Consider the following 24,881-nt stretch of genomic DNA (forward strand, 5'->3'; position numbering starts at 1 on the left):
GTTTTTAATTTGCATAATACGGAGAAATCATTAAGTAAACTACAACACCTGTAACCGCAACATACAACCAAAGCGGAAAAGTAATTTTAGCTATTTTTTTGTGTTTGTCAAATCGTTTTGCAAGTGCTCTTACATACGTAATTAATACTAAAGGAATTATTGCAATTGACAACAAAATATGAGTTAATAAAATAAAGAAGTATACATAACGCACAATCCCTTCACCTCCAAACTTAGTAGAATCTGCCGTCATATGATAAGCTACATACATTACCAAAAAGGCTACTGACAAACCAATTGCTAGTGTCATTAATCTTTCGTGCAGCTTTCGTTTTCCATTTTTAACCGCAATAACAGCCCAAACTAAAACAATTGCTGTTATGCCATTTGTGGTAGCATATATAGGAGGCAAAAAAGAAAGCGGCTCTACGTTTATTCCAAAATCTTTTAGTTTAATTCCGAATAAAATCGCAACAACCACAGGTATCACAATCGAAACGGCAATAATAAATTTGCTGAACTTTTTTTCTAAAGACTGATCTTCCATTTTTATTCTTCTAATAATATTTTAATATCTTGTTGAATTTCTCTAACTCCTTTTTTATCTAAACCGTCATAATAAATACTTGGGTTACCATACTCATCTTTTCTGCAGCGAATATTTCCGTCTTTATCTATTAAAGCAAATAAACCTGAGTGCTCAAAACCACCACTTACTTTTTCATTTTCTCCTGCATAAAGATTAAACCCTTTATTAGATAAATCCATAATTGTAGTTTTATCTCCAGTTAAAAAGTTCCAAGTTGATGATTTCACTCCCAATAGCTTTGCATGATCTTTTAATACTTGCGGTGTATCGTGAGCTGGATCAATCGTAATAGAAACAATTCCGAAGTTTGGATTACCAAAAAACGTTTTCTCAATCTCCAACATGCTTAAATTCATTTTTGGACAGATTGACGGGCAAGTAGTAAAGAAAAATTCTAATACATAAACTTTCCCTTTGTAATCAGCGTTAGATACTTTAACGTTGTCTTGATTTGTCAATTCGAATTTTGGAGCTGGACCTATAGTTATTAATTTTCCATCTGCTTTAGAATTTTTCAATCCTACGTTATCCAAACGGTTTCCTTTTACAACTTCACCATTCTTTATTCTATCTACTATTTTAGGTACTGCATAAATTCCAAAAATTAGAATAATAAATGAAATTCCTATGTATGATTTGTTTTTGAACATTATATGTGAGTTTAAAGTTGTTTAGTAGCGTTATGATTCTTTTTTAATGCTGCACGGTATTCATACAAAATAATTTTAAAATCATCAAGCATTTCATTACTCAATTCTGAAGGATGAAAAGTATTATACCCTTCTTTGTACTCGTCCTTTTTATCTTTGTCTCCGCCTTTACGACCTCTTAAGTTTCTTTCTTTATCTATGATATAAACATTTGGAGTTCCAAGGTTTTTATCTAGTTTTCCTTTTAAATGCAATTGATTGTAAAAAGCTTCAATTTCAGCAGGTGGAGCAAAAATAAAATTCCATCCTTTAACATCTGTAAAAGGCTTAAGTGCGTCAAGTACTTTTTGAGCTTCTTCTTCTGTACCTTCTGGACAGACTACTACGAATTGAAGATCTTCAAAACCATAATAACGTTTGTATATTTTTTCGTTGAGATTAAAATAATTTCCTCTGTTACTTAAAATATCAGAACCCGAAAATCCTAAAACCGTAATTTTTTTATCGAGAGAAACTTTTTTTCCATCTAAAGATTTCCAATCTCCAAAATCAGCAATCTTTGGTGTAATTACCGGAAGTGTTGTAAAACTATTTACGCCTGAAGCAAAAAACAAATAGGCTACAATTGGCAAAACAAAAAGTACAAAAAGAACTATATTTTTTTTCATTGTATTAACAGAAGTTATTGAGGTACAAAAATAAAAAAAGCTCCGCAAAACGGAGCTTCTTTTCGAATTAATATCATGTTAAAAATTCCATTTAATAGTAGAATCTTTAAAAACCCCATAAATATAATGTCCTTCTGTCAATAGAATAAACAATAAATATAAAACTAGGAATATAACAGGTGATACAACAGACCATCTAAGGTTGCTTTTTTTCACCTTCCATGTGCATAAATGCCCATACTATATAATATGCTTTGAAAATAGTTAAGATATAAAATATCCAGTTTAATAAATTCAAACCAACAAAATGAGTAAGTTCTAATGATTCTGGTTTAAGAATACCTAAAATAACTTCTACTGTAGTTACTACTGATAGTAAAGCGAAAACAAACCAGATTCTTTTTGTATTTGATACGTGCTCGTGTGACATAATAATTAAAATCTAAAATTAAACTAAGTAGAAAACTGTAAATACAAATACCCAAACTAAATCTACAAAGTGCCAGTATAAACCAACTTTCTCTACCATTTCGTAGCTTTTTCTTTTCTCGTAAGTTCCTAATAACACATTAAAGAAAATAATGATATTAATAATTACTCCAGAAAATACGTGGAATCCGTGGAAACCTGTAATAAAGAAGAAGAAATCAGCGAACAATTTGTTTCCGTACTCATTTCTAATCAAGTTTGCACCTTCTACTACATATTTTGCAGTTGCTAAATGAGCTTCAGATTCTGCTCTATCAAGAACAGTTTTCTTCTTTTTCTCAGTAAGCTTTTCTGTTCTGATCAATAATTCAGGGTGTGCTTTAAATCCTGCTTGAACTTCGGCAACTGTGTAAGATGGCAATGCATGAGCATCTTCCATGAACCAAGTTGTTTTATTTCTTGTCAAAGCTTCTCTTTGTTCTGGTAATTTTACAGCAAAATCTGCAAGAGCAACTCTTTTACCGTCTTTGTCAACAAATTGTAACAAACTACCACCTACTGTTTCAACTGCACCGTACTCACCTTTAATGAAGTTTTTCCACTCCCAAGCTTGTGAGCCCACGAAGATTAAACCTCCAATAATTGTTAAGAACATGTAAATTGCAACTTTTGTTTTCTTTAATTGATGCCCTGCATCAACAGCCAAAACCATTGTTACAGATGAAAAAATCAAAATAAAAGTCATTAAGGCTACATAATACATAGGAGCCGAAACACCATGCATAAAAGGAAAGTGTGTAAACACATCATCAGCCAATGGCCAAGTTTCAATAAATTTAAATCTAGAAAAACCATAGGCTCCTAAAAATCCAGAAAAAGTCAAGGCATCTGATACGATAAAAAACCACATCATCATTTTACCATAACTTGCTCCTAGTGGCTGAATCTCATGACCGCCTCCCCAAGTTTTTTCGTCGTTGTTTGCAGTAGTAACTGTCGCTCCCATAAAAGATATTCGTTAAAAAGTTCCCAAATTTACGTTTTTTTCTTATTTAAAGAAATATAAAAATAAAAATAAATATAACCATAATAAATCCAAAAAGTGCCAATACATCGCACCTAGTTCTATTCCAAGAGTTTGAGTCGAATTGTATTTTTGTTTAAAATGATTATAAATTATAATTAAAAGTGAAATTAACCCTCCAGCCAAGTGCAATAAGTGCGTAACGGTTACTACATATAAGAAAGTTGTAGTAATTGAGCTACCTTCTCCAGTAAAATAATACCCGCTTTGAACGATTTGTCCAAAACCAGCAAACTGCAGTACAACAAACAAGATTCCTAAGGCTAATGTTCCTAATAAAAAAGCAGTTGTAGCGCTTCTATTTCCTTTTTGAATGGCTTTTTTAGCCAAATAAAAAGTAACACTGCACCCAATAATAACTGCTGTACTATAATAAAACGCTGTTGGCAATTCAAAATTCTTCAACCAGTCAGCTCTTGACTTACTCACCACAAATGCACTTGTAAGTCCAGCAAACATCATGGTCATACTAACCATTGCGAACAACAAAATCAACTTAGCTGATTTTGATTTCCTTACTTGCTCTTCACTTTTTGTCATTGTCATTTCCATAAATAACTATCTTAAAAATTTATCTACTATATATACTATCTGCAACAGCGAAATATAAGAAACACTAACTAACATTAATGTTCTTGCTGCTTTTGCAGTTCGAAGCTGATACAAACGAACAGCAAAAAATAACATCCATAAGCCTAATAAAAACACTAGAACTGCAGCAATTGGCGAAATAAACAATTGTCCTGTATACCCCAAAACTGGCAGTAATGAAGCAATAATAAGCCAAACTGTATATAAAATAACCTGCAGAGCTGTCCCTTTATCTTTTTTTCCGGTTGGAAGCATAAAGATTCCTGCTTTTTCGTAATCTTCATATAAAAACCAGCCAATTGCCCAAAAATGAGGAAACTGCCAGAAAAACTGAATTAAAAATAATGTACCTGCTTCTATACCAAATTCTCCTGTTGCAGCAACCCAGCCTAACATAAAAGGAATTGCTCCAGGAAATGCACCTACAAATACAGACAATGAAGTTACTGTTTTTAATGGTGTATAAATACTTGTGTATAGGAATATTGAAATTGCAGCAAACATTGCTGACTTAGCATTAATCGTATAAAGCAATGAAATACCAATAATGGTAAGTAAACTAGCTACAATTAACGCTGCTGTTGGCGACATACGTCCTGAAGAAACTGGACGATTTTTTGTGCGATCCATTAATGAATCGATGTCTTTTTCGATTACTTGGTTAAAAGCATTTGATGCTCCAACCATACAATAACCTCCAACTGCCAAAACCGCCAAAACACTCCATTTAAAAGGATGCTCATCATTTACACCTAATAAATATCCAGCAATTGAAGAAAACAAAACACTAATAGCTAAACCTGCTTTAGTAATCTCTTTGAAATCCTGAAATATTGCTTTTATTGAAAATGTTTTTTTTGAAGCGTTCAATACCGTAGTGTTTGTATTTTTTTTGAGTGGTGCAAATGTACAAATTTGATTGTAGAATTTAGAACTATAAATTTAGATTTTTTTCAATAAAACTGTCCCAAATCGAGAAGTTTCAATTCTTTAACACAATTACTTCGAAAAATCTTATTAAAAATTTTAATAATCGAAGTACCAATTAAAAATATCAGAGCGTAATCCTACCGTAAACCATGTGGTATTTTGCTTAAAAGTTGACGCGGTTTCTTTTGTTGGATCAAAATTTCTATAAATAAAATTCCCAAAAAGTTTTAAATTAGTAATTGGGTTTATCAGATAACCACCTTGAATATCGCCAATAAAAATACTTGTTTTATTTCCCTGCCCTACTTTTACACCGGTATTATAAGGTCTTTTTTCATCATAACCTTTATAAATATTTCCACCATAATTGTAATTGTCTTCTGCAGTGTCAAAATCTAATCCTCTTGTACCGGTTGTAATTTTGGCATCTGCAAAAATACGCCCTTTATGATAACGTGCGATTGCCGCTAGTTCTTCAAAATTACCTCCCCACTGATGCCCAATACTTTGATTATTGTGTCCGTAATTTGTAATTACAGCGCTGTGCGAGTACACATAAGGTCGAACATGATTGTATTCTAACTGCAAAAACAGATCTTTTACTTGAAACGCATTATAATATTTGGCTCCAATTTGACTTCCAAATTTATTCTTCCAGCTTTTATTTGCTGCTTTTACATCTGATACAGAAAATTCATCTATTAAAAACTGCCCATATAAATTGATCTGATTATTCCATTTGTACTTTGACGTTATCCCTAAAAGCGCATTTCCGCTTTTTGAGGAAGATGTAAATTCAACTGTGCGATAAAAAATAATTGGGTTTACAAAATTAACATCAAATCCTCTATTATTAGAATCTGTCCAAACTACAGATTCAAAAAAGCCAAAGTTTAATTTGTTTGAAACATTCCAGCTTAAGTAATGATTTGCCATAAACTTTGATGCATATGTTTTCTCGATTGTCACATCTGGACGAACATCCTTAAGCCACATATAAGTATTGGTGTATTTTATCTTCCAAAAAGTGGTATTAATTTTAAAATAAGGATATGGACCGGCTCCATCACTTTCAAGTAAAGAACGATAGCCGTCTCCAATAAAATTTCTTCCATAACCCAACTGAAAATCGAAAACTTTACTTGGTGTGAAAGTTATATCAGCTTCTGCTAAAGGAAAATCATAAGCATCAGTTTTAAATCGCTTGGCAATTCCAACTCCCGGGATAATTGCAGGATTTCCTCCAGATGGTTTTATCGATTCGGCATAATCATTAAAATAACCTGCAAAACGACCTTGACTTTCAAAAACTGTTGTAGTGAAATTAATTTGTTTTCCTAATCCTCCTCTAAAATTCAACGCGCGAGTATTTACATAAGTATACGAAGCATCAATATCTGAGGCTTTTCCTATTTGTAAATCGACAATTGGATTTAATGCCAGCCAATAATCCTCTCCTTGAATCTGAACCATATTTTCATTCCAAAATTTTCTTCCTAACCAAGTCGAAACGTTTTTTTGAAGTGATTGATTTACTGCTCTCAGATTATAATATCTAGACACTTCTGTATAAGTATAAGGTTTTGAAGCTGTATGATTATTACTTCCAATTTGATTGAGCGCGCCGTCAAACTGCGCATAGTAACTGTGTGAAAAAGGTACATTTAAATGACTTTCAAATTCAGGCATTTTGTACTTTTTATAGACTATACTGTCTAATTCTGTCATAGGTTTTTCGACTGGCCTTAAAATCGCGGCGGCAGTCAAAGCTTCTTGGGCTATTTGATCTGCATTTTTTAAAGGTATGTCAATGGAGATGGTATATTGAGAGTAAGTTGGTTTTCCGCTGTAAGTAGAAGGTTTTATTTTAGGAAATTTACTAAAAACTCGTTTGACTTCATCAGACAATAAATCATTTGCTGCATTTACATAAATTACTTTAAAACTCCCATTGGCATCAACTTCAAAAAGCACTTTAACTTCTCCTTTATAATTGTTGTGCTGAAGATTTTCGGGAACTTTAAAATTATTAAATACAAAATCCTGAACTTCTTTATAAAAGCAGTTTTCAAGATTTTTAGATTGAAGATTTTCACAATTTGAAAAAACTGGAAATTGCTCTGTGGAAAAACCGAGCTTTATTTTTGTTTCTTGTGAAAAGAGAAAATAAGGATATAAAAGAGCTACAACAAGTAAAAAAATCTTGTTCACGTAAATTTAGACTTATAATTAATACTGATTTGTAGTATTGCCACCGTCTGAAATTACTTTTGCTGCTGAAGTTCCAATACGTTTAACTCCTAAACGAATCATTTCTACTGCATCTTCATACGAACGAACGCCGCCTGCAGCTTTTACAGACAAAGGAGATGCATTTTCTAACATTATAATGACAGCAGGAATTGTTGCACCGTTTGGCAGATCATTTTCGGTTTTATAAAATCCTGTTGAAGATTTCACAAAAACTGATGCGTAATCTTCTTCATTAAAATTGGATACAACTACATTTTTTATAAGTGACGAAAGCTGAATAATTTCTTTTTCATTCAAAGCTGCGACTTCTATAATCCATTTTACGGTTTTATTGTTTGCCAGCCCAATCTGAGTTCCTATTAGAACTTCTTGTTTCACTAATTCAGTATTACCATTTTTGAAAGCTTCATAATTGCAAACAAAATCCAAATCATCGGCTCCATTTTCAATTGCTTCATTGGCTTCTTTTATCTTAATTTCTAAACTTGATTTTCCTTCTGGAAAATCTATTACGGTACCAACAAGTAAAGCTGAATTTGCTTTTACAATCATTTCTTTGGCCATAGTCACAAAATTTGGCCTGATCATAATTAATTTAAACTTTTCCTGAATTGCTTCTTCAATTGCTTTTTTTACGACAATAGTATTCTCTTCTTCTGTAAGTCCGGCTTGAGAAGCTGTTTTTAAATATGTTGAATCTAAATATTGGTTAACATTCATAATTTTGAAATTAGATCGAATTCTACAAAAATACATTAAAATTCTGACAAAATAAATTTTTAGAAATCTTTATTTTTAAACCATAAAAAAACCCACCGAAGTGGGTTATCCTATTCTTATATTTTGTCAATCTGTTTTTTGAAAGCTATAGCAGAAAAAACTGCTACAATTGCGCCTAATGCATTTGCTAAAATATCTGTTACATCTGAAGCTCTTGTAACTGTTGCAATATTTTGCAAAATTTCGATTGTAATTCCGAAAAAAACGGAGAATATAAACGAAATCAAATAGGCTTTGTAATCATCTGCTTCTTTTCCTTTGAGTTCTTTTTTAAAAAAACAAATCCAAGAAATTGTAAATCCAAAATGAAAACAAAAGTGCACGATTTTATCTATACTCGGAAAATTGACTGCTGGTATTTTACTTGAATCTATCAAACAAAGGTATGCAATGATTCCCGAGCAAATAATCGCCCAGATTAAAAGGATTTGTTTAGGCACCTATTAATTGTTTGTATGCTTCATCAGACAATAATGATTCTATTTCTGAAGCATCTGCAATTTTTATCTTAATCATCCATCCTGCTCCGTAAGGATCAGAGTTTACTGTTTCTGGAGCGCTTTCTAAACTATCATTAAAAGCAATAATTTCTCCTGTTAAAGGCAAAAACAAATCTGAAACTGTTTTTACAGCTTCAACTGTTCCAAAAACCTCGTCTTTATCAAGTGTTTGATCTAAAGTTTCTACTTCAACATACACAATGTCTCCTAACTCTTTCTGTGCGAAATGAGTAATTCCTACTGTTGCAACATCTCCTTCGATGCTAACCCATTCGTGATCTTTTGTGTACTTTAAATTTGCTGGTATGCTCATAATTGTGTGTTTGAAAATTGATAATTTAATAATTCTGCAACAAATGTAATAATCTTCTAATAAATTCCTGTTTAGAAACTCAAATTTAATTTCCGAAATTATATCGAAGTGTGAACCCGGATCTAATATTCGTTAAAGGAAATGATGTTGAAATAACAGCTTTTGAAAATGAATGATCGTAATAAAATATTGCTGTCAAGTTTTTACTAAAAGAATAATCAGCTGTTAATTTTAATGACCAGATATTTTGTCCTGCCGCAAGTTGATTATTATCGTAATCTAAATATCGCACTAATGTTTCATTATTTCTAAATGAGAAATCGGCCTTAATATTTATATCACTCTTAATAATTCCTGTTGGAGAATCTGCTAATCTTGACGAAAAAATAACGTCTTTAAAACGATATCCTAATCCAACTATATATTCTACTCCTCTAACTTCTGTCAATAAATTATTATCAAAACTCATTGATAATGCTCTGTCTTTTTTAATCTCAGAAAGCACTCGTAAAGAACTCTTCAATTCAAAATCCATTCGAATTAATGGACTAAACTGCTCAACTAAGTTAACGTTAGACATAATAATTTGATTATAAAAATTAGTATTAACGTCTTGCGTCTTAGCAGGATCATTAAAATCAAAGTTAGATCTAAACTGATTCACAGTATAAGATGCTCTATAATTATGCTGTAATGAGAAACGCTTAAACTTATCTTTAAAATACTTATAGCGCATTAATCCATTATATTTAATACTCCAGTTTGGAATTGGAAAGCTTCTAAAAATATCAGTAGATGAACCAGAAGCATCAGCGCCTGTATATGCCGCCAAGAATGATGGTAACAAAACAGCTTGATTACTTTTTGTATATCCAATAGGATACCCTTGATTGGAAACATATATTTTATAATTAGGATCTGTTTCTGCTGGAATTGGATTATTTGCATCTCCATATCTAGGAATTTCCACTCCTGCGCCATAATGTTCTTCTGCCAAACGGTTTGCAATTATTAAGCGATTATTTCTAAAATCATCAAATGCTGCAGACTGTGTTTCATTACTAGTTGAAAAAGCTGTTTTAATCAAAACTGTCGAAATAGAAAACATTCCATAAGTATAAGGCGACAACGGCAAATATTCTCTCGTTGCTGGATCAACACTAAACTGTTCTGATGAGTTTTCAGAATAGGCGCGATCCATTGCCAAATCAATTTTTAAGTCGGGAAGCAAATCAATGTTTGCTGTAACTTTTAAAAGCTTATTTGAAACTTGTGTAAAACTTTGATTGAAATCTTGGTAAGTTGTCAGCCATCCATTTTTAGCAGCTTCGTAACGAACATCATCTTGGCTTCCAAATACAAATCCTAAACTTGGTTTTGATGTTCCTAAGAAACCAATACTTGGCGTATATCCAGGTAAAACGGTACCGCTGTTTTTGGTGTAATTAATTTGAACATTTTTCACACTGGTCAACACACCGATTAAACCATCATAAAAAGGACTGCTGCTTACAACTGGTTTGGCTGTATTAACAATTTTCTCACCTGGTTTTGGCGGAGCTGCTGTTTTAGGTTTTGCAGGAGATTTTGCACCCGGCGTTAATCCTAAGTACTTATACAACATATTCATGTTTAAGGTTGTAGTAAGTGTATTAGAATTTGCGTTTTGGATTGTATTTCCTAAATCGTATATATTACCACTGGTGTCTTCGTATTGAGTAAATGCTGTTGAAGCACGATTCCAACTGTAATCAGCCGTATAAGAATAACTCGCTTTTACAAAACTAAAGATTGGAATTTTATTGATTGGAATATCATAGTTCAATATTAACTGCTGAACGTGCTGGTTTGGCGTACCAATATCCCAATAATCATCCCAAATATTAAAATCTTCTTTTGGAGAATTATCATCGTTTAAGAAATTTCGAACGATATTATTTGATGCTGCTGAGTAATTTAGCTTTAATGATTTAGTTAAGTTAAAACCAAAACCATATTGATAATTAAAGGCAAAATTTCTTCTATAAAGAGGATCAAGTCCAATACCTTCGACTTCAACTATTCTATACTGCTGACGATTGCTTTGTCTTAAAATATTAGTATTAAAAGATATGTTTGACGGCAGATAATTAAAATTGATGTCGCTTAACATTTTCCAATAATCACTTTTCTTCATAAACTTTGTAGTCTTGAACGGAACTACTTCTTTGGGTTGAAATGTATAGGCATAATTTACTGCTGTACTAGACTGCTCGTCTTCATAACTTTCAACTTCATAATCATGTCTTTCGACTTGATTGTATGATTGTGAAAATGTAAAATTCTCCACATCATAAACATGAGGTTTCTGCTCTGGAGCTCTGTCTTTTCTAACACCAATAAAGTTGATACTTTTACGTTTCGTATAATCTACAGCACGAGTTCTGATATTGTCTTTTTCGGCCTCATTTGTTGTTTCTCTTATTAACTGATCTAACTTAATATCTTGATTAAAAGGGTCATATTCTGGCGTAATCACTTCTTCACCTATTGCATAATTAAACGGCAGGTTGATTCCCCACTTTGGAGGCAGTAATTTTCCTAAATTTAAATTGGTAACAATGTTGTATTGCTGTATATCTTCACGGCTTCGCTCGTTTGCACCCTGTTCCAAAGATCCAAAACCAATAGTACTTTTTCTACCAGTTGCAGAAACAGTTGCAAAATCGGCCATATTAGTATCAACATTTAATATTGCTGCCATTCCGCCTTTATTCTCTAAATCAGCTAATCGAAGTTCGTTAAACCAAACTTCTCCTTTTATATCTTTATGATCGGCCCTGCTTTTTACTCCCACCATTAAGTTTCGCACTAAACCAAAATTAGGATTTCCTTTTATACCTAATTTTAATCTGCCGTCACCATCTCCTCCGCTTGATAAATCATCATCTGGATAATAAATTCCATTAATATCGCGCTTATCTGAATTGATATCAATAGACATGGCTTTAATTTTCATTCTGGTCAACAAATCAAGAGCTAAATCTATATTATTCTCTTCCATCCACACTAAGTCTGGACTTATCGTACAAGAACCTCCGGTTCTGGTAACTTTTAATGGAATTTCTACTTGATAGAAGTTTTGTGTAAAGTCATTTCCGAAACGAATAAAACCAACCATTTCATCATCTTCAAGTGTATTTTCATTTGGCAGAGATTCGGCATGTAAAAACATTTTAAGTTTTTTGTATTGACGCATATCAACACTTACGTTTTTAAAAACCGCTCTTGAATCTTGATACTGCAAACCTACACCACCAATTCGCACCGCTAAAGATTGCTCGTTTTGATTGATAACAGTATTGTTATTATACAACTGCTCTCTTCGAACTCCCGGTGGAATTACATAATTTACCGGACACTTTGTTCCATTTTCTTGAATGTTTACTGCCGCTACATCAAACTCTACTCCATCATCGTCTGGATTTGGATCATTTGCATCAAGGGTTCCTGTATATCTTCTCCATTCTCCTCTTACTAAATCTAAGGCTCCAAATCTTACGGTAGTCTGATTATTAAATCCTGTCATGAACATACGCATGAAACGAATAGATCTAAAATCTGTAATATTACCAATTGTGTTTTGTGGCTGAGAAACTGGAATTTTAAACTGAATCCATCTTGCTGTAGTTGTTCCTCCGTTTGGCAGTTCGACATTACTTACTTCTCTAATATCTGTAACATAATTTTGTCCTACCTGCATTCCCGGCTTTACATCAATACTATATTCGTAATAAGCATTGATGGTACTCATCGTATTATCACGATTAATATCTTCAACATCTGGAAGAGTTGTTGAACCACGATTTGGATCATTAATACTTACTGCTGAGTTTCCTTCAACTCCGTTATAGTTTTTATAACGTTCAAGAACCCCACCGTCAGTATTTAAGTAATAGGTATAATCGTCTGCGGCAGGGTCAGCTTCTCCTGCATAATTTGTATAAATTGCCCCTTCTTTTGAACTTGGCAGACCGTCTAAACCAACATCTTGATTTTTTCGGTTCTCTGGATTGGTGTCAAAAGCATAAATTAAAGATTGTGATGCAGGGACATCTCCCCAAAGCGGCTGCGGGTTAACCATAATTTGATCTGGCCCTAATCCGTTTTCATATTGTTTTCTTCCGTCTTTTAAAACGTCTTCGGAAATTTCTCCTAAGTTGAAATATATTTTACCTGTATTAGTTCCTGGTGTTTCTCCATTTCCAACATAAGGATCCAGCACCCAAAACTGAATATACTCTACATTTCCTTGTTCAAAATTTGTTGAGTTTAAAGCTCGCATGATTCCACCAAAATTTGACGATGGATTGCTTGAACTAAAATTTGGATTATTATTATAAGGTCCTCTATCTGATGGATAGTAGGTTAAATCAAGCGTATTGACTACCTGAATCTGTCCTTGAGCAATATCGGTATTTGGATATAATTCTCGGCTGTAAATTCTTCTTGTTGTATTTAAAGACAAATCATCATTTGAAATTCCAGATGGTTTTGAGGAATAAAAAATTGGATCAATGGTATACCAAGATAGTTTTGCTCTTTTATAACCGTATTCTAAAGTGTTTGAATTGGCATTAAATGTATTATCGTTTATAGAATTCACAAATGGTGTTGATGCTAAACTCCATGCATAAGCAGATCGCATATCAATTGTAGTCTGTGAACCTTCAAAATCATCAACATAAATGGTTGCTTCTCCTTCAAAATCACTTGCTTTTGGTGCATCTGGTCTTAAAAATGCGACTTCTCCGCGAATAGATAAGTTTGAAGGTACATCGGTATCAATATTAGGCAATTTGTTTGCTAATCTTGTCAAAAACGGAACTTCTGTCGAGTAATTTCCATTAAAACCAAAAATGGTATTATTTACTGACTCTTGACCATAACTTGATTTTTGAGTAAATGGTCTTTCGGTCATTTTTAAATAAGTTCCTCCAACAACAAATTTATCTGAAATTTTATGCTCGACATTGAATCCCATAAATCTTCTAGTCTGCTGCCCGAAGATTGAATTATTCTCTAATGAAACTTCTATTGGGGTATTTGATGCCTGAAGTGAAGGATCTAAAATTTGCACTCTTCCTAGTTGGTAATCGACACTATAATCGATACCTTCAACTAGTCTTCGTCCGGCTGCAGTAACCACAACAGATCCTTGAGGTACATTAAATGCTCCAATAGGTATTCCGTTGCTTCCTGATGATTTGTATTTTCCTCTTAATAAGAATTTATTTTTATCGCTGTCTTGCAATGCTCCTGCCTGAGTGTTTTTATACATATTTCTAAAAACATACTTTTGCTGATTGGCATTGTAAGTTGTTGGATCGTTATATGTTTCTCCTGCGCTGTTTTGTAATTTTTTAAAGATAAGCTCCCCAAAAGGTTCTTTTGTTGTAAAAATTACACGCCCGTTCTGAACATCGACTGTTATTCCAGGAATGTAATCAAAAAATCCATCTCCACCTGTTTGCGGATCATTATTATAGTTTAAGCGATCTAAGTTGAAAACGTTTAATAATGGCGTTTGTTCCACTTTACTATCTGGCGCTGGATTTGGAGGAAAAGTAGTTCCTTGAACTGGTGTAATGTAGTTTATAGGCGATGGATCTGTATAAAGGATATTTAACCTAAAGTCGTCTTGCTTAATTTGATAGGCCTGTGGAATCTGATAAACGTTTTTCATCATCAAATTCCAAACTGGATTTTTAACGTTTGTCAAATTACTTTTCAGCATTTTTAAAACTAAGCTCTGTGTTATAATTGCCTGATTGCTATTATTATTTCCAGTAACTACTGTTCCGTCAATACCATCACTTCCAAATTCTCCTACTTGGTACACTTTTCCACCCACTGTATATTCAAAAGCTACTGCTAAAATTTCGTCGTTTGCTAAACGCTGCTGTAACGATAAATATCCTAATTGAGGATTAAATGTATACTCTGCAGCTGTTAATTTTCGAGCATTTTCTAATACCGAATAATCAGTGGCTTCGCTTACATTGGTATTATTAAATCCTGATTTTGCAGTTACAATTTCTCTAATATTAGAATTTAAATATGCTCCTGCTTGACCAATGGTCGCTGGATCATATTTATTATTGGTATTATTTGTTGGTGTATCTACAGGATTATTAAAAAATCCAGTGCTAGAACTTATTACAACAACTTCATTATCTGGAATACCACTAATCTGGCCTTCACCTAAATCCTGAAGCGCTATAATGTTTCTTAAGTTATTATTGTTTGTGCTTATACGATTTTGTTTGTTGGTTACCCAAACTTCTAATCTCGTTATCTGTACACGACTATCAATAATTGGATAATTCCTTAGAGATGCGTCATACTTATTTCTAAAATACTGAGATAAGAAAAAGTGTCGATCGTTATCATAATCTAAAGCATACAAATCAAAGTTTTGAACTGTTCCTCCGTTTTCGGCAACGACGCTTTTTGTTTGTGATTTTTGTTCTGAAAAAACACCTGTAATCGTTGTTTTTCCAAATTGCAACTGTGTTTTAACCCCAAACAAACTCTGAGCTCCACGAATTAAGGTACTATTAAGCGGCATGCTGACATTACCAACTTCTACTTTTTGGATGATATCATCTTCTGATGGTGTATAGGCCAGTTTAAATAAGTTCTGAAAAGCAAATGTTGATTGTGTATCGTAATTTGCATTTACCTCTAATCTTGTTCCTACTTTACCCATTAAACTCATACTGATTCGCTGATCGAAATCAAAGGTAAGACTTGATCTATTACGAGGTGAGAATGAAGGGTTGTCTTGTTTTGTATAACGCATACCTAAATCCATCTCAACAGATCCGGTAGGTTTTACGTCGATAGTATTACTTCCAAATACACTTTCAAAAAGACTTGAATTAATATAGTAGCGTGGCAGTAAATCTTTTTTGGCAGCTTCACTGTTTGCTTTCTTACCATCGATTGCATCGGATTTCTTTCTAAAATAATCTCTTCTGGATTCTTTTAAAACTAAATCTTCGTATTCTTTGGGTGTTAAAATAAGGGGATAATCAATAGAAAAACCATCGACTGATTTTGTATAAATGTAACGATCTGTAATTGGATCATATCGATAAGCTGAGAGTATACTAGGCGGATTTTCTAACTCCAATTTTCCAACAGAAAACTGAGTTTTGGTTGTATCTTGAGCCGCCGGATTTACTTGTGATCGCAAAACGTTACCACATAATAAAACCAGCAAAAAAATACAAATTTTACGCATACAATTCGTTTATCAAGATTGGGTTTACAAGCTTTTTAATGCTTTTTTAATAATCGTTTCTACGGTAGCTTCCGGATCTTCTTTTACAATCTTTTCGACTACTTTTTCTGAAGTTTTTCTAACAAATCCTAAAACTTCCAAAGCAGATAACGCTTCATCTCTATTTGTATTGTTTTGAACTACGGAAACTTCATCTAAATCGTACAACTTTAACACTTTTTCTTTTAAATCAAGTATTACTCGCTGTGCTGTTTTGTTTCCAATTCCTTTTATAGATTGAATAACACCGACATCTCCCGATGCTATGGCATTGATAATTTGTCTAGGTTCAATAGAAGACAGCATTGTTCTTGCAATATTGGCTCCAATTCCTGAAACAGACAAAAGCATTCTAAATATTTCTCGCTCTGATTTTTCGACAAAACCAAATAAAGTATGCGCATCTTCTTTGATTTGAAGATGCGTATACAATTTTATAAAATCAGCGTTAGGAATTAATGAAAAGGTATGCAACGATATGTTTACATGGTATCCCACTCCACCACAATCAATTACGACTTCTGTGGGATTTTTTTCAACTAATTTCCCTTGCAAATGTGCTATCATAGTATTATTTATAAGTATCAAATATAACAAAAATGCAATAAAATTAAGACAATATTATTTGATCCTTACTTTATTGTACTACTCTGCTAATTTGTTTTTTTTACTTTCTTTTTGCTGCGCGTCAATTACCGCAATTGCTGCCATGTTGACCATTTCTTCAACACTTGCTCCTAATTGAAAAATGTGAACTGGTTTACCCATTCCCATCATAATTGGCCCAATAGAGTTAACTTTATATAACTCTTTCAACAATTTGTATGTAATATTTGCCGACTCTAAATTAGGAAAGATTAATGTATTAACTTTTTTACCTGCTAATTTAGAAAAAGGAAATTTTTCTTTAAGCATATCTGGATTTAAAGCAAAATCTGCTTGAATTTCACCATCAACAATCATGTCTGGATGATTTTTATGTAAGTAAGCAACTGCTTCTCTTACTTTTGAAGCACTTTGACTTGTTGATGATCCAAAGTTTGAATAAGAAACCATCGCTATAACAGGCTCAACACCAAACATTTTTGCTGTTTTTGCCGTCATAATAGCTATGTTTACTAGATCTTCTGAACTTGGATTGATATTAATTGCTGTATCTGAAAGGAACATTGGTCCACGAGAGGTAAGCATCATGTTTGCAGTTGCAACAAGAGATGCTCCTTGCGCTTTTTCGATTAGCTGAAGCATTGGTTTTACAACACTTGGATAACTTCTTGAATAACCTGTAACTACAGCATCAGCTTCTCCTTCATTAACCATCATTGCTGCAAAATAATTTCTTTCGCGCATAAACTTCTGAGCATCAAGCAATGAAACTCCTCTACGTTCTCTGGTTTCCCAATAAGAATTTGCAAATCGATTTCGTCTTGCTTCTTCTTCATTAGTTTTAGGATCAATAATTTCAAGATCAGCATCAAAACCTAATTCGGCTTTTAATTCTAAAATTAATTCTCTATTTCCTAATAATACTGGCGAACCAATACCATCTTCATAAACAATTTGAGCCGCTTTTAAAACATTTAAATGATCTGCTTCTGCAAAAACAACTCGCTTAGGATTTAATTTAGCACGATTGGTAATTAAACGCACCATCTTGTTATCGTTACCCATACGCTCACGAAGCACATCTTCATAAGCTGCCCAATCTGTAATAGGTTTTTTTGCTACTCCAGATTCCATTGCTGCCTTAGCAACTGCAGGTGCTACAATAGTAATTAATCGAGGATCAAAAGGTTTAGGAATGATATATTCTTGACCAAAACCTAATTTTGTTGCACCATAAGCTACGTTAACTTGTTCTGGAACTGGTTCTTTTGCTAAAATAGCTAAAGCTTTTACAGCCGCCATTTTCATTTCTTCATTAATTTTAGTAGCACGTACATCTAACGCTCCTCTAAAAATATATGGAAAACCTAAAACATTATTTACTTGGTTAGGAAAATCTGAACGTCCTGTAGCCATAATAACGTCTTTTCGCGTTTGAACAGCTAAATTATAATCGATTTCCGGATTTGGATTTGCCATTGCAAACACAATCGGATTTTCTTTCATTGTCAATAACATTTCAGGTGACAGAATATCTCCTGATGATAATCCGATGAAAACATCTGCTCCATTTACTGCATCTGCTAAATCAATTTTAGGACCGTTAACCGCGTACTTTAATTGTAATTCTGAAAGTGAAGGATTGTCTTTTGTTAAAAGTCCTTTACTATTGTACATTAAAATATTTTCGACTTTTACTCCTAATAAAACATATAGGTCAGTACAAGCAATTGCAGCAGATCCTGCTCCTGAAACAACAACTTTTACTTCTTCGGCTTTTTTGCCTGCTAATTCAAGTGCATTGATTAAAGCTGCAGAAGAAATAATCGCAGTTCCGTGCTGATCATCATGCATTACCGGAATGTCTAATTCTTCTATTAATCTTCTTTCAATTTCGAAAGATTCTGGTGCTTTAATATCTTCAAGATTGATACCTCCAAAAGTTGGGGCAATATTTTTTACCGTTTGAATAAATTCTTCAACATTTTCGGTATCAATTTCTATATCAAAAACATCAATGTCTGAGAAGATTTTAAACAGTAAACCTTTCCCTTCCATTACTGGCTTTCCTGCCTCTGGACCTATATTTCCAAGACCTAAAACAGCTGTACCATTTGAAATTACAGCTACTAAATTTCCTTTTGCTGTGTATTTATAAACGTCTTCTTTGTTTGCTGCAATTTCTAAACATGGTTCAGCAACTCCCGGCGAATAAGCCAGTGATAAGTCTCTTTGGGTTGCATATTTTTTTGTTGGAACTACTTGAATTTTTCCTGGAGTTGGCTCTGCGTGGTACAGTAATGCCTCTCTTTTTTTACTCTCTTTGTTCATTATTTTTAGCTTTTATTCTAGCTTACAAAGATATAAGTCTTAGCTTAAAAAGGTATGTTTTTACTACTTTCTTTTGTTAAAATGTTAAATTAATAACGTCAAAAAAATAGCCCATGACATAATGGACTATTTAAAAAGTTATATTTCATAAAATTTATTTACTGTGAGATATAGGAATTTAAGTGGTTAATGGTGTCTTTTTGAATTTCGATAACAGCTTTTACCACATCGCTGATCGAAATTATTCCTACTACAATTTCGTTTTCTAAAACTGGAAGATGTCTGATTCTCTTTGAACTCATCAACTCCATACAATCCTCGATATTATTGGATAATTTAACCGAAAAAACATTGCTTTCCATGATTTCATGCACAAGGGTTTCTTTGGAAGACTTATCTTTTAAAACAATTTTTCGAGCATAATCCCTTTCAGATAAAATTCCTTTTAAGTCATTTCCGTCAATAACAAGGATTGCTCCTATGTTTTTTTCGCCCATTACTTTCAAAGCCTCATAAACTGTTGTTGTTGAATGTACCGAATAAACATTTTTACCTTTTGCGTTTAGTATTTGATCTACAGTCATATCTGAAAAATTTTAGATTTATAAAGTTAAAAAAAAATTGCACACTATTTACTTCTAACTCTATCTTTTAAAAACACAACACATTCATTTTAAACATTATACATTGTTTTTTAACTTTTTAAAACTATATACTAAAGAACAAAAACATTTACGGCTCTTTTTTGCCAAAAATCAGCTTTTTTAACTTTTAAAGAGTTCTCAAGAAAAAAGCCCTTTTCTAGATTTAGAAAAGGGCTTATTAGATTTTAAAGAAACTTATTTTTTACATTGCAACTACAATAAATTCGCTGCGTCTGTTTAACTGGTGCTGTTGTTCGGTACATTTTACACCGTCTGCACATTTATTAACTAACTGTGTTTCACCATATCCTTTTGCCGTTAATCTACTGGCATCAACTCCTTTACTTATTAACCAATCTCTTGTTGACTGGGCTCTTTTATCAGATAAAATTTGATTACTTTCAGATGAAGATCGGCTGTCTGTATGTGATCGAATATCTAATTTTAAATTCGGATACTGATTTAAGGCTTGTACAACTTTAATTAGCGAAGCTTCGGATGATTTTTTAATTGTAGCTTTTCCTAAATCAAAAAAGTTCATCGGAATGTGAAGTAATTTTACCAAATCTGATCCGACGTTAATAGTCCCTATTTTCAAAGGTTTAATAGCTAATTTATTTACCGCTATTTTCTTAATTTCGGCAGGCTGCACATTTTTATGCAACCCAATTGGTAATTCAGTTTTACCATTTTCTTTCTTTAAAACAATTGAAACATCTTTTCTGTTAAAACCGTCTTTAACAACTCTTATAGAATACTTCTTTCCACATTTTACATTTTCAAAAGCATAATTGCCTTTTTCATCAGATTCAACATTTTGCAGCGTATTGAAGTTTTCATCAAACAAAATAAGAGAAGCATTTGCTAAAATTTCATTTGATTCAGCATCTGTAATTATTCCTGACAGCGCTTGTTCGCATACCAATTTTTTTATTTCTGTAAATCGATAGATATTATCTGAATCATGCATGTTTTCGCGGTTTGACGAAAAGAATCCATTTCTCTTTCTACTGTCGATTATAAAAGCAAAATCATCTTGTTTACTGTTTACTGGCTGTCCAACATTTTGAACTTCGTCCAGCGTTCCGTCTTCATTCATTTTTACAACAAACACATCAAGGCCTCCTAGACCTGGACGTCCGTCTGAAGAAAAATACAATTCATTATCACCTGAGACAAACGGGAATGTTTCTCTACCTTCTGTATTTACACGTGCTCCTAAATTTTCAGGAGTTCCAAAAGTTCCATCTGTATTTATGGTTACTTTGTACAAATCAGATTCTCCAAGAGTTCCAGGCATGTCTGAAGCAAAATACAACGTTTTTTCGTCTATGCTTAGAGCAGGGTGTGCAGTACTGTATTGATCACTTGTGAAAGGCAGCTCCTTTATATTATCCCATTTATCATCAACCAATTCTGCTTTATAAAGTTTAAGAAGCGTTACATTCTTATTATTTTCTCCTCTTTTACCATCAATAAAATTATTTCGGGTAAAATACATTGTGCGTCCATCTTTTGTAAACACTGGAGAAGATTCATTAAAGTTTCCATGGTCTTTTTTATAGAAAAGTTTCACTTTTCCAACACTTCCATCTGGTAATAAATCTGCTGTAAAAAAAGTAGAAAAGGATTTATTTGTCCATTTAAAGTTTTTTCTGGCTATTCCGCCGGTATCTCTTGCTGAAGTAAAAATAATCTTGTTATCATAAATTACTCCTCCGTAATCTGAAAATTCAGAATTAACTCCAGCATCGGCGATTACAAATCGTCCCGAATTGGATTTAATTTCGTCTAAATAATTTTTCTCGTTTCTAACTAAAGCAGCTCTATTTTCTGACGCAGCTCTGGTGTTAAATATTTCTAAGATTTGATCTGCTCTTTGATAATGTCCTACTGATTTTAAGGATTGCGCATACCTGTATAAATATTCTGGTAATTGATTTTTATTGATTCTGTAAAGTTCTCCGTACCATTTTTCTGCATTTCTTAAATCGGCTGTAAAATAATAAGAGTTTCCAAGTCTTTGAAGCAGTTTTTCGTCAAAATCTCCTTTTTCCATTACTTTTCTGTAGGCCTTTATAGCGTCTACATATTCATAATTGTCATATTTTTTATCCGCTTTACTTACTCGTTTTGCATATGCTTTTTTTGCCTTCTCTTCTTTTTTTGCAAGTTTAACCTCCTTGCTGCTTTTAGTTTTATTTTCTTTACTTATAAGTTTTGTCTGCGCATTTATTTGGAAAAAGAAGCATAGTAATAGAACTGAATAACCTATTTTTTTAATTTTCATTATGGCATATATTAGAAGAATCTTGGAGATATCATTTTATTATAATTATTAAAAAACTCGAAACGAAGGAATATCTCGTGAGAACCTGAATTATAGTTATTTAGCTTAGTAGTTTCACGATCATAAGCGTAACCTATATACATTCCTTCTGAGACTTGAAAACCTGCCATTGCACTTAATGAAGCACTCCATCTGTAAGCCAATCCCACGACAAACTTTTCATTAAACATAAAATTTCCAGATAAATCAACTTGTAAAGGGGCTCCTTGAACCATTTTTGTTAGAACAGCTGGTTTAAATTTGAGATAATAATTAAGATCAAATACATAACCTGCCATTAAGTAATAGTTGATTTTATCTTTAAAAATTGCGACATCATTGTCATCATATCTATTTGTTTCTATGAAATTTGGAATGGAAAAACCAACATAGGCTTTGTCTGAGTGCCAATAAACTCCTGCTCCAATATTTGGTGAGAACTTATTATTTAAGTCCTGAAACTGTGGATCTCCCTGATCTTCGGGATTAAGTTTGTTTATGTCTAAATTGAATAAATTGGCTGTTGCTTTAATTCCAAACGAAAGTTTGAAGGTTTCGGATGTTGGTATTGAATACGATATATCTGTTGATAAGGTATTTTCATTTGTAGGTCCGATTTTATCATTTACAAGCGAAATACCTATTCCGATATCGCTGTTATTTATTGGTGTGTTTAATGAAAAACTGCTGGTTTTTGGTGCGCCGTCAAGCCCTATCCATTGGGTACGATACAATCCGAAAACACTCATTACTCCTCGTGAACCAGCATATGCGGGATTTACATTTATAGTATTGTACATGTATTGTGTATACTGAGCATCTTGCTGCGCAAAGCCTACAATGGAAAAGAATATAAAAATTAAGCTTAATTTTTTCATTTAAAAGAATTTAAAAAAACGGCTTAGCTTAATACTAAGCCGTTTGTAATTTTTATTTATTTAGATATAAATAACCTGAAAGTTCGTGAGGGTTAGAATCGCTATCTACATATTTAATAATATAAAAATAGGTTCCTACAGGTAATCCAGCAGTTTCACTAATAGTTGTACGCCCTTGTGAAAATCCTGTAAACACTCGATCTTCATTATTGTAACGGTCAATATCAAAAACTAATACTCCCCAACGATTGTAGATCTCTACTGTATTTTTTGGATAACATTCTAATCCTTGAATGTAGAATCTTGAATTCTTAGCATCTCCATTTGGAGAGAAAGCATTAAAGACTTTTATTACACATCCGGTTAGACCTAAAACAGTTGGTTTATCATCTGTAATACTTGCATCATCAGAAATATCTTCAACTACAACTCCTCTTGCACTGCTTCCTTTTACACTTGCTTGATTACTTACACTTCCGTGATTAATGTCACTTTGTGTTATCTTATATTCTGCAGTAAAATTGGTATCATTAGATTCGTTTACATCTAGGTCAATTGCTTGCCCAAAGACTTTAACACCAACTAAAGGATCTGTAATCATAACTCCTTTTAATGGAACATTTCCTGTATTTGTTACCACAAATCTGTATGTAATTGTTTCTCCAGCATTTGCAACTCCATTACCATTTTCATCATTGAATACAGCTGTTTTAACAAGTGCAATTTCTGGAACTTCAACAAAAACATTTAACATTCCGGTACTGCAATTAGATGAATCTGCTTTTTCGCAAACTTGATATGCAATTGTATAATTTCCTCCCGGCGTATTTGGTTTCACATTTACGGTTCCATCTGAATTAAATTCAAAATATGGACTTTTTGATATGTTAGTAATTATAATATCTAGAGAGTTAATTGGCTTCTCATTTAAGAAATCATTATCTAAAACATTTATAAATTCAAGTGAACCATTTATTCCATCGGCAACAGCAGTATCATTACCTAAAACAATTTCTGAAACTGGCGGTTCAGGATCAACACTGTTTTCTACTGAAACTTTCACTTTTGCCTGACTGCAATTATCTGTACTTAAGACTTCACAAATTTGGTATGTCAATTCGTAATCCCCAACTGGAGTTCCATCTTTTACTTCTATTGATCCATCCGCTTTTAGAATTAAATTAGGATTTGAAACTACTGTTGTTAAAATAACAGTTGAAGGATCTAATGGCAAACCATTATAAGTGTCATTTTTAAAGACATTTACGTTTGGTTTTTCTCCTTTATTAGTATCTATAGTTCCTCCATTGTCATCATTTGCTTTTAATAACCCTGCACTAGGAGCTGAACCTGTAACAAGAACATAACTTTTGACACTTGCACAATTTGTCGTTGGATTTAAAAATTCGCAAATTGTATATTCAACCTCATAAAGTCCTACTGGCGTTCCCGCATCTACTTTCACAGTTCCGTCTGCATTTAAAGTTAATCCTGCTGGTACATTTATACTTGTCAAGATTACTCCTCCGTTACTATTTTTAATAACAACTGCAACTCCGTTTAAAAGATCATTTTTAACTAATGAATATGTCGTTCCACCAACTCTTCCATTGATTGCATCTGTAGTCTCCGTCAATGCAGTGATAATTGATTTACCTACTACTATAGTTGAAGTTACTTCATCACAATTTGTTGGATTGGTTACTTCGCAGATTTTGTACGTTACATCATAATTTCCTGCAGCTGTATTTGCTGCAACTGTTACTGTTCCGTCTGCATTCAGAGTTAATCCTGATGGCACAGTTACTGGGGTAACTTTTACCTCCCCTGGGTTAGTACCCACTACTACTGCAGCTCCGTTTAATTTATCATTTAACGTTAAGGCTGGAGTTGTTCCTCCTGTGTAACCATTGATCGAAGCTGTCGTTTCTGCTACTGCATCGATTGTCGGCTGGCTAACTACAATAACTGAAGTTACT

Annotated in this window: 17 protein-coding genes and 1 pseudogene; all 18 read right to left on the reverse strand. The window is 33.0% G+C overall.

The annotated features are described in order from the left end of the window. Nucleotides 1-4 precede the first annotated feature (4 nt). Nucleotides 5-547 (reverse strand): DUF420 domain-containing protein, encoded by a 543-nt coding sequence (locus BOW57_RS17900; RefSeq protein WP_089054443.1) that lies wholly within the window; start codon nucleotides 545-547, stop codon nucleotides 5-7. Nucleotides 548-549: 2 nt separating this feature from the next. After that, the gene (locus tag BOW57_RS17905) at nucleotides 550-1,239 is read right to left on the reverse strand and encodes an SCO family protein (RefSeq protein WP_129024173.1); all 690 of its coding nucleotides are present in this window, start codon (nucleotides 1,237-1,239) and stop codon (nucleotides 550-552) included. An 11-nt stretch (nucleotides 1,240-1,250) separates the two neighbouring features. Next, entirely contained in the window at nucleotides 1,251-1,907 is a 657-nt protein-coding gene (locus tag BOW57_RS17910) for a hypothetical protein (RefSeq protein WP_129056241.1), read from the reverse strand. Between the two features lie 78 nt (nucleotides 1,908-1,985). After that, nucleotides 1,986-2,337: pseudogene (locus BOW57_RS17915) on the reverse strand (cytochrome C oxidase subunit IV family protein). Nucleotides 2,338-2,355: 18 nt separating this feature from the next. Continuing rightward, nucleotides 2,356-3,342: a cytochrome c oxidase subunit 3 gene (locus BOW57_RS17920; RefSeq protein ID WP_089054439.1), complete on the reverse strand. Its 987-nt coding sequence runs from the start codon at nucleotides 3,340-3,342 to the stop codon at nucleotides 2,356-2,358. 42 nt (nucleotides 3,343-3,384) lie between these two features. After that, a complete protein-coding gene (locus BOW57_RS17925; protein WP_089054438.1) occupies nucleotides 3,385-3,972 on the reverse strand; it encodes a cytochrome c oxidase subunit 3 in 588 nt (195 codons plus the stop codon). A gap of 6 nt (nucleotides 3,973-3,978) precedes the next feature. After that, a complete protein-coding gene (gene cyoE / locus BOW57_RS17930) occupies nucleotides 3,979-4,881 on the reverse strand; it encodes a heme o synthase (RefSeq protein ID WP_129056243.1) in 903 nt (300 codons plus the stop codon). 156 nt (nucleotides 4,882-5,037) lie between these two features. Further along, entirely contained in the window at nucleotides 5,038-7,152 is a 2,115-nt protein-coding gene (locus BOW57_RS17935; RefSeq protein ID WP_129056245.1) for an energy transducer TonB, read from the reverse strand. An 18-nt stretch (nucleotides 7,153-7,170) separates the two neighbouring features. After that, complete coding sequence (gene deoC, locus BOW57_RS17940) at nucleotides 7,171-7,914, reverse strand: deoxyribose-phosphate aldolase (protein WP_129056247.1); 744 nt, start codon at nucleotides 7,912-7,914, stop codon at nucleotides 7,171-7,173. A 116-nt stretch (nucleotides 7,915-8,030) separates the two neighbouring features. After that, a complete protein-coding gene (locus tag BOW57_RS17945) occupies nucleotides 8,031-8,414 on the reverse strand; it encodes a VanZ family protein (RefSeq protein WP_089054434.1) in 384 nt (127 codons plus the stop codon). Then, nucleotides 8,407-8,787, reverse strand: a complete 381-nt coding sequence (gene gcvH, locus BOW57_RS17950) for a glycine cleavage system protein GcvH (protein ID WP_089054433.1) — start codon at nucleotides 8,785-8,787, stop codon at nucleotides 8,407-8,409. Before gcvH ends, BOW57_RS17945 begins: the two co-directional genes overlap by 8 nt. Before the next feature lie 85 nt (nucleotides 8,788-8,872). Next, nucleotides 8,873-16,075 (reverse strand): cell surface protein SprA, encoded by a 7,203-nt coding sequence (sprA, locus tag BOW57_RS17955; protein ID WP_129056249.1) that lies wholly within the window; start codon nucleotides 16,073-16,075, stop codon nucleotides 8,873-8,875. A 24-nt stretch (nucleotides 16,076-16,099) separates the two neighbouring features. Continuing rightward, on the reverse strand, nucleotides 16,100-16,681 hold the full coding sequence (gene ruvA, locus BOW57_RS17960) for a Holliday junction branch migration protein RuvA (protein ID WP_089054431.1): 582 nt from the start codon (nucleotides 16,679-16,681) through the stop codon (nucleotides 16,100-16,102). Between the two features lie 78 nt (nucleotides 16,682-16,759). Continuing rightward, nucleotides 16,760-19,051 carry an NADP-dependent malic enzyme gene (locus BOW57_RS17965; protein WP_089054430.1) on the reverse strand — a complete coding sequence of 764 codons (2,292 nt, stop codon included), beginning with the start codon at nucleotides 19,049-19,051 and terminating at the stop codon, nucleotides 16,760-16,762. Between the two features lie 158 nt (nucleotides 19,052-19,209). Further along, entirely contained in the window at nucleotides 19,210-19,635 is a 426-nt protein-coding gene (locus tag BOW57_RS17970) for a CBS domain-containing protein (protein ID WP_089054429.1), read from the reverse strand. A 262-nt stretch (nucleotides 19,636-19,897) separates the two neighbouring features. Further along, nucleotides 19,898-21,985, reverse strand: a complete 2,088-nt coding sequence (locus BOW57_RS17975; protein WP_129056253.1) for an OmpA family protein — start codon at nucleotides 21,983-21,985, stop codon at nucleotides 19,898-19,900. 11 nt (nucleotides 21,986-21,996) lie between these two features. Continuing rightward, the gene (locus BOW57_RS17980; protein WP_129056259.1) at nucleotides 21,997-22,902 is read right to left on the reverse strand and encodes a type IX secretion system membrane protein PorP/SprF; all 906 of its coding nucleotides are present in this window, start codon (nucleotides 22,900-22,902) and stop codon (nucleotides 21,997-21,999) included. 52 nt (nucleotides 22,903-22,954) lie between these two features. Further along, nucleotides 22,955-24,881: gliding motility-associated C-terminal domain-containing protein (locus BOW57_RS17985; RefSeq protein WP_129056261.1), on the reverse strand; the 1,927-nt coding region annotated here is incomplete at its 5' end.

Source organism: Flavobacterium sp. YO64 (assembly GCF_004119505.1).
GTDB lineage: Bacteria > Bacteroidota > Bacteroidia > Flavobacteriales > Flavobacteriaceae > Flavobacterium > Flavobacterium oncorhynchi.

Bases quoted from the DNA above. Each gene is read 5' to 3' on its own strand.
- BOW57_RS17920 (WP_089054439.1), bottom strand. From the start codon at position 3,342: ATGGGAGCGACAGTTACTACTGCAAACAACGACGAAAAAACTTGGGGA.
- BOW57_RS17900 (WP_089054443.1), bottom strand. From the start codon at position 547: ATGGAAGATCAGTCTTTAGAAAAAAAGTTCAGCAAATTTATTATTGCC.
- gcvH (WP_089054433.1), bottom strand. From the start codon at position 8,787: ATGAGCATACCAGCAAATTTAAAGTACACAAAAGATCACGAATGGGTT.
- BOW57_RS17980 (WP_129056259.1), bottom strand. From the start codon at position 22,902: ATGAAAAAATTAAGCTTAATTTTTATATTCTTTTCCATTGTAGGCTTT.
- BOW57_RS17970 (WP_089054429.1), bottom strand. From the start codon at position 19,635: ATGACTGTAGATCAAATACTAAACGCAAAAGGTAAAAATGTTTATTCG.
- sprA (WP_129056249.1), bottom strand. From the start codon at position 16,075: ATGCGTAAAATTTGTATTTTTTTGCTGGTTTTATTATGTGGTAACGTT.
- BOW57_RS17925 (WP_089054438.1), bottom strand. From the start codon at position 3,972: ATGGAAATGACAATGACAAAAAGTGAAGAGCAAGTAAGGAAATCAAAA.
- BOW57_RS17910 (WP_129056241.1), bottom strand. From the start codon at position 1,907: ATGAAAAAAAATATAGTTCTTTTTGTACTTTTTGTTTTGCCAATTGTA.
- deoC (WP_129056247.1), bottom strand. From the start codon at position 7,914: ATGAATGTTAACCAATATTTAGATTCAACATATTTAAAAACAGCTTCT.
- ruvA (WP_089054431.1), bottom strand. From the start codon at position 16,681: ATGATAGCACATTTGCAAGGGAAATTAGTTGAAAAAAATCCCACAGAA.
- BOW57_RS17965 (WP_089054430.1), bottom strand. From the start codon at position 19,051: ATGAACAAAGAGAGTAAAAAAAGAGAGGCATTACTGTACCACGCAGAG.
- BOW57_RS17905 (WP_129024173.1), bottom strand. From the start codon at position 1,239: ATGTTCAAAAACAAATCATACATAGGAATTTCATTTATTATTCTAATT.
- BOW57_RS17975 (WP_129056253.1), bottom strand. From the start codon at position 21,985: ATGAAAATTAAAAAAATAGGTTATTCAGTTCTATTACTATGCTTCTTT.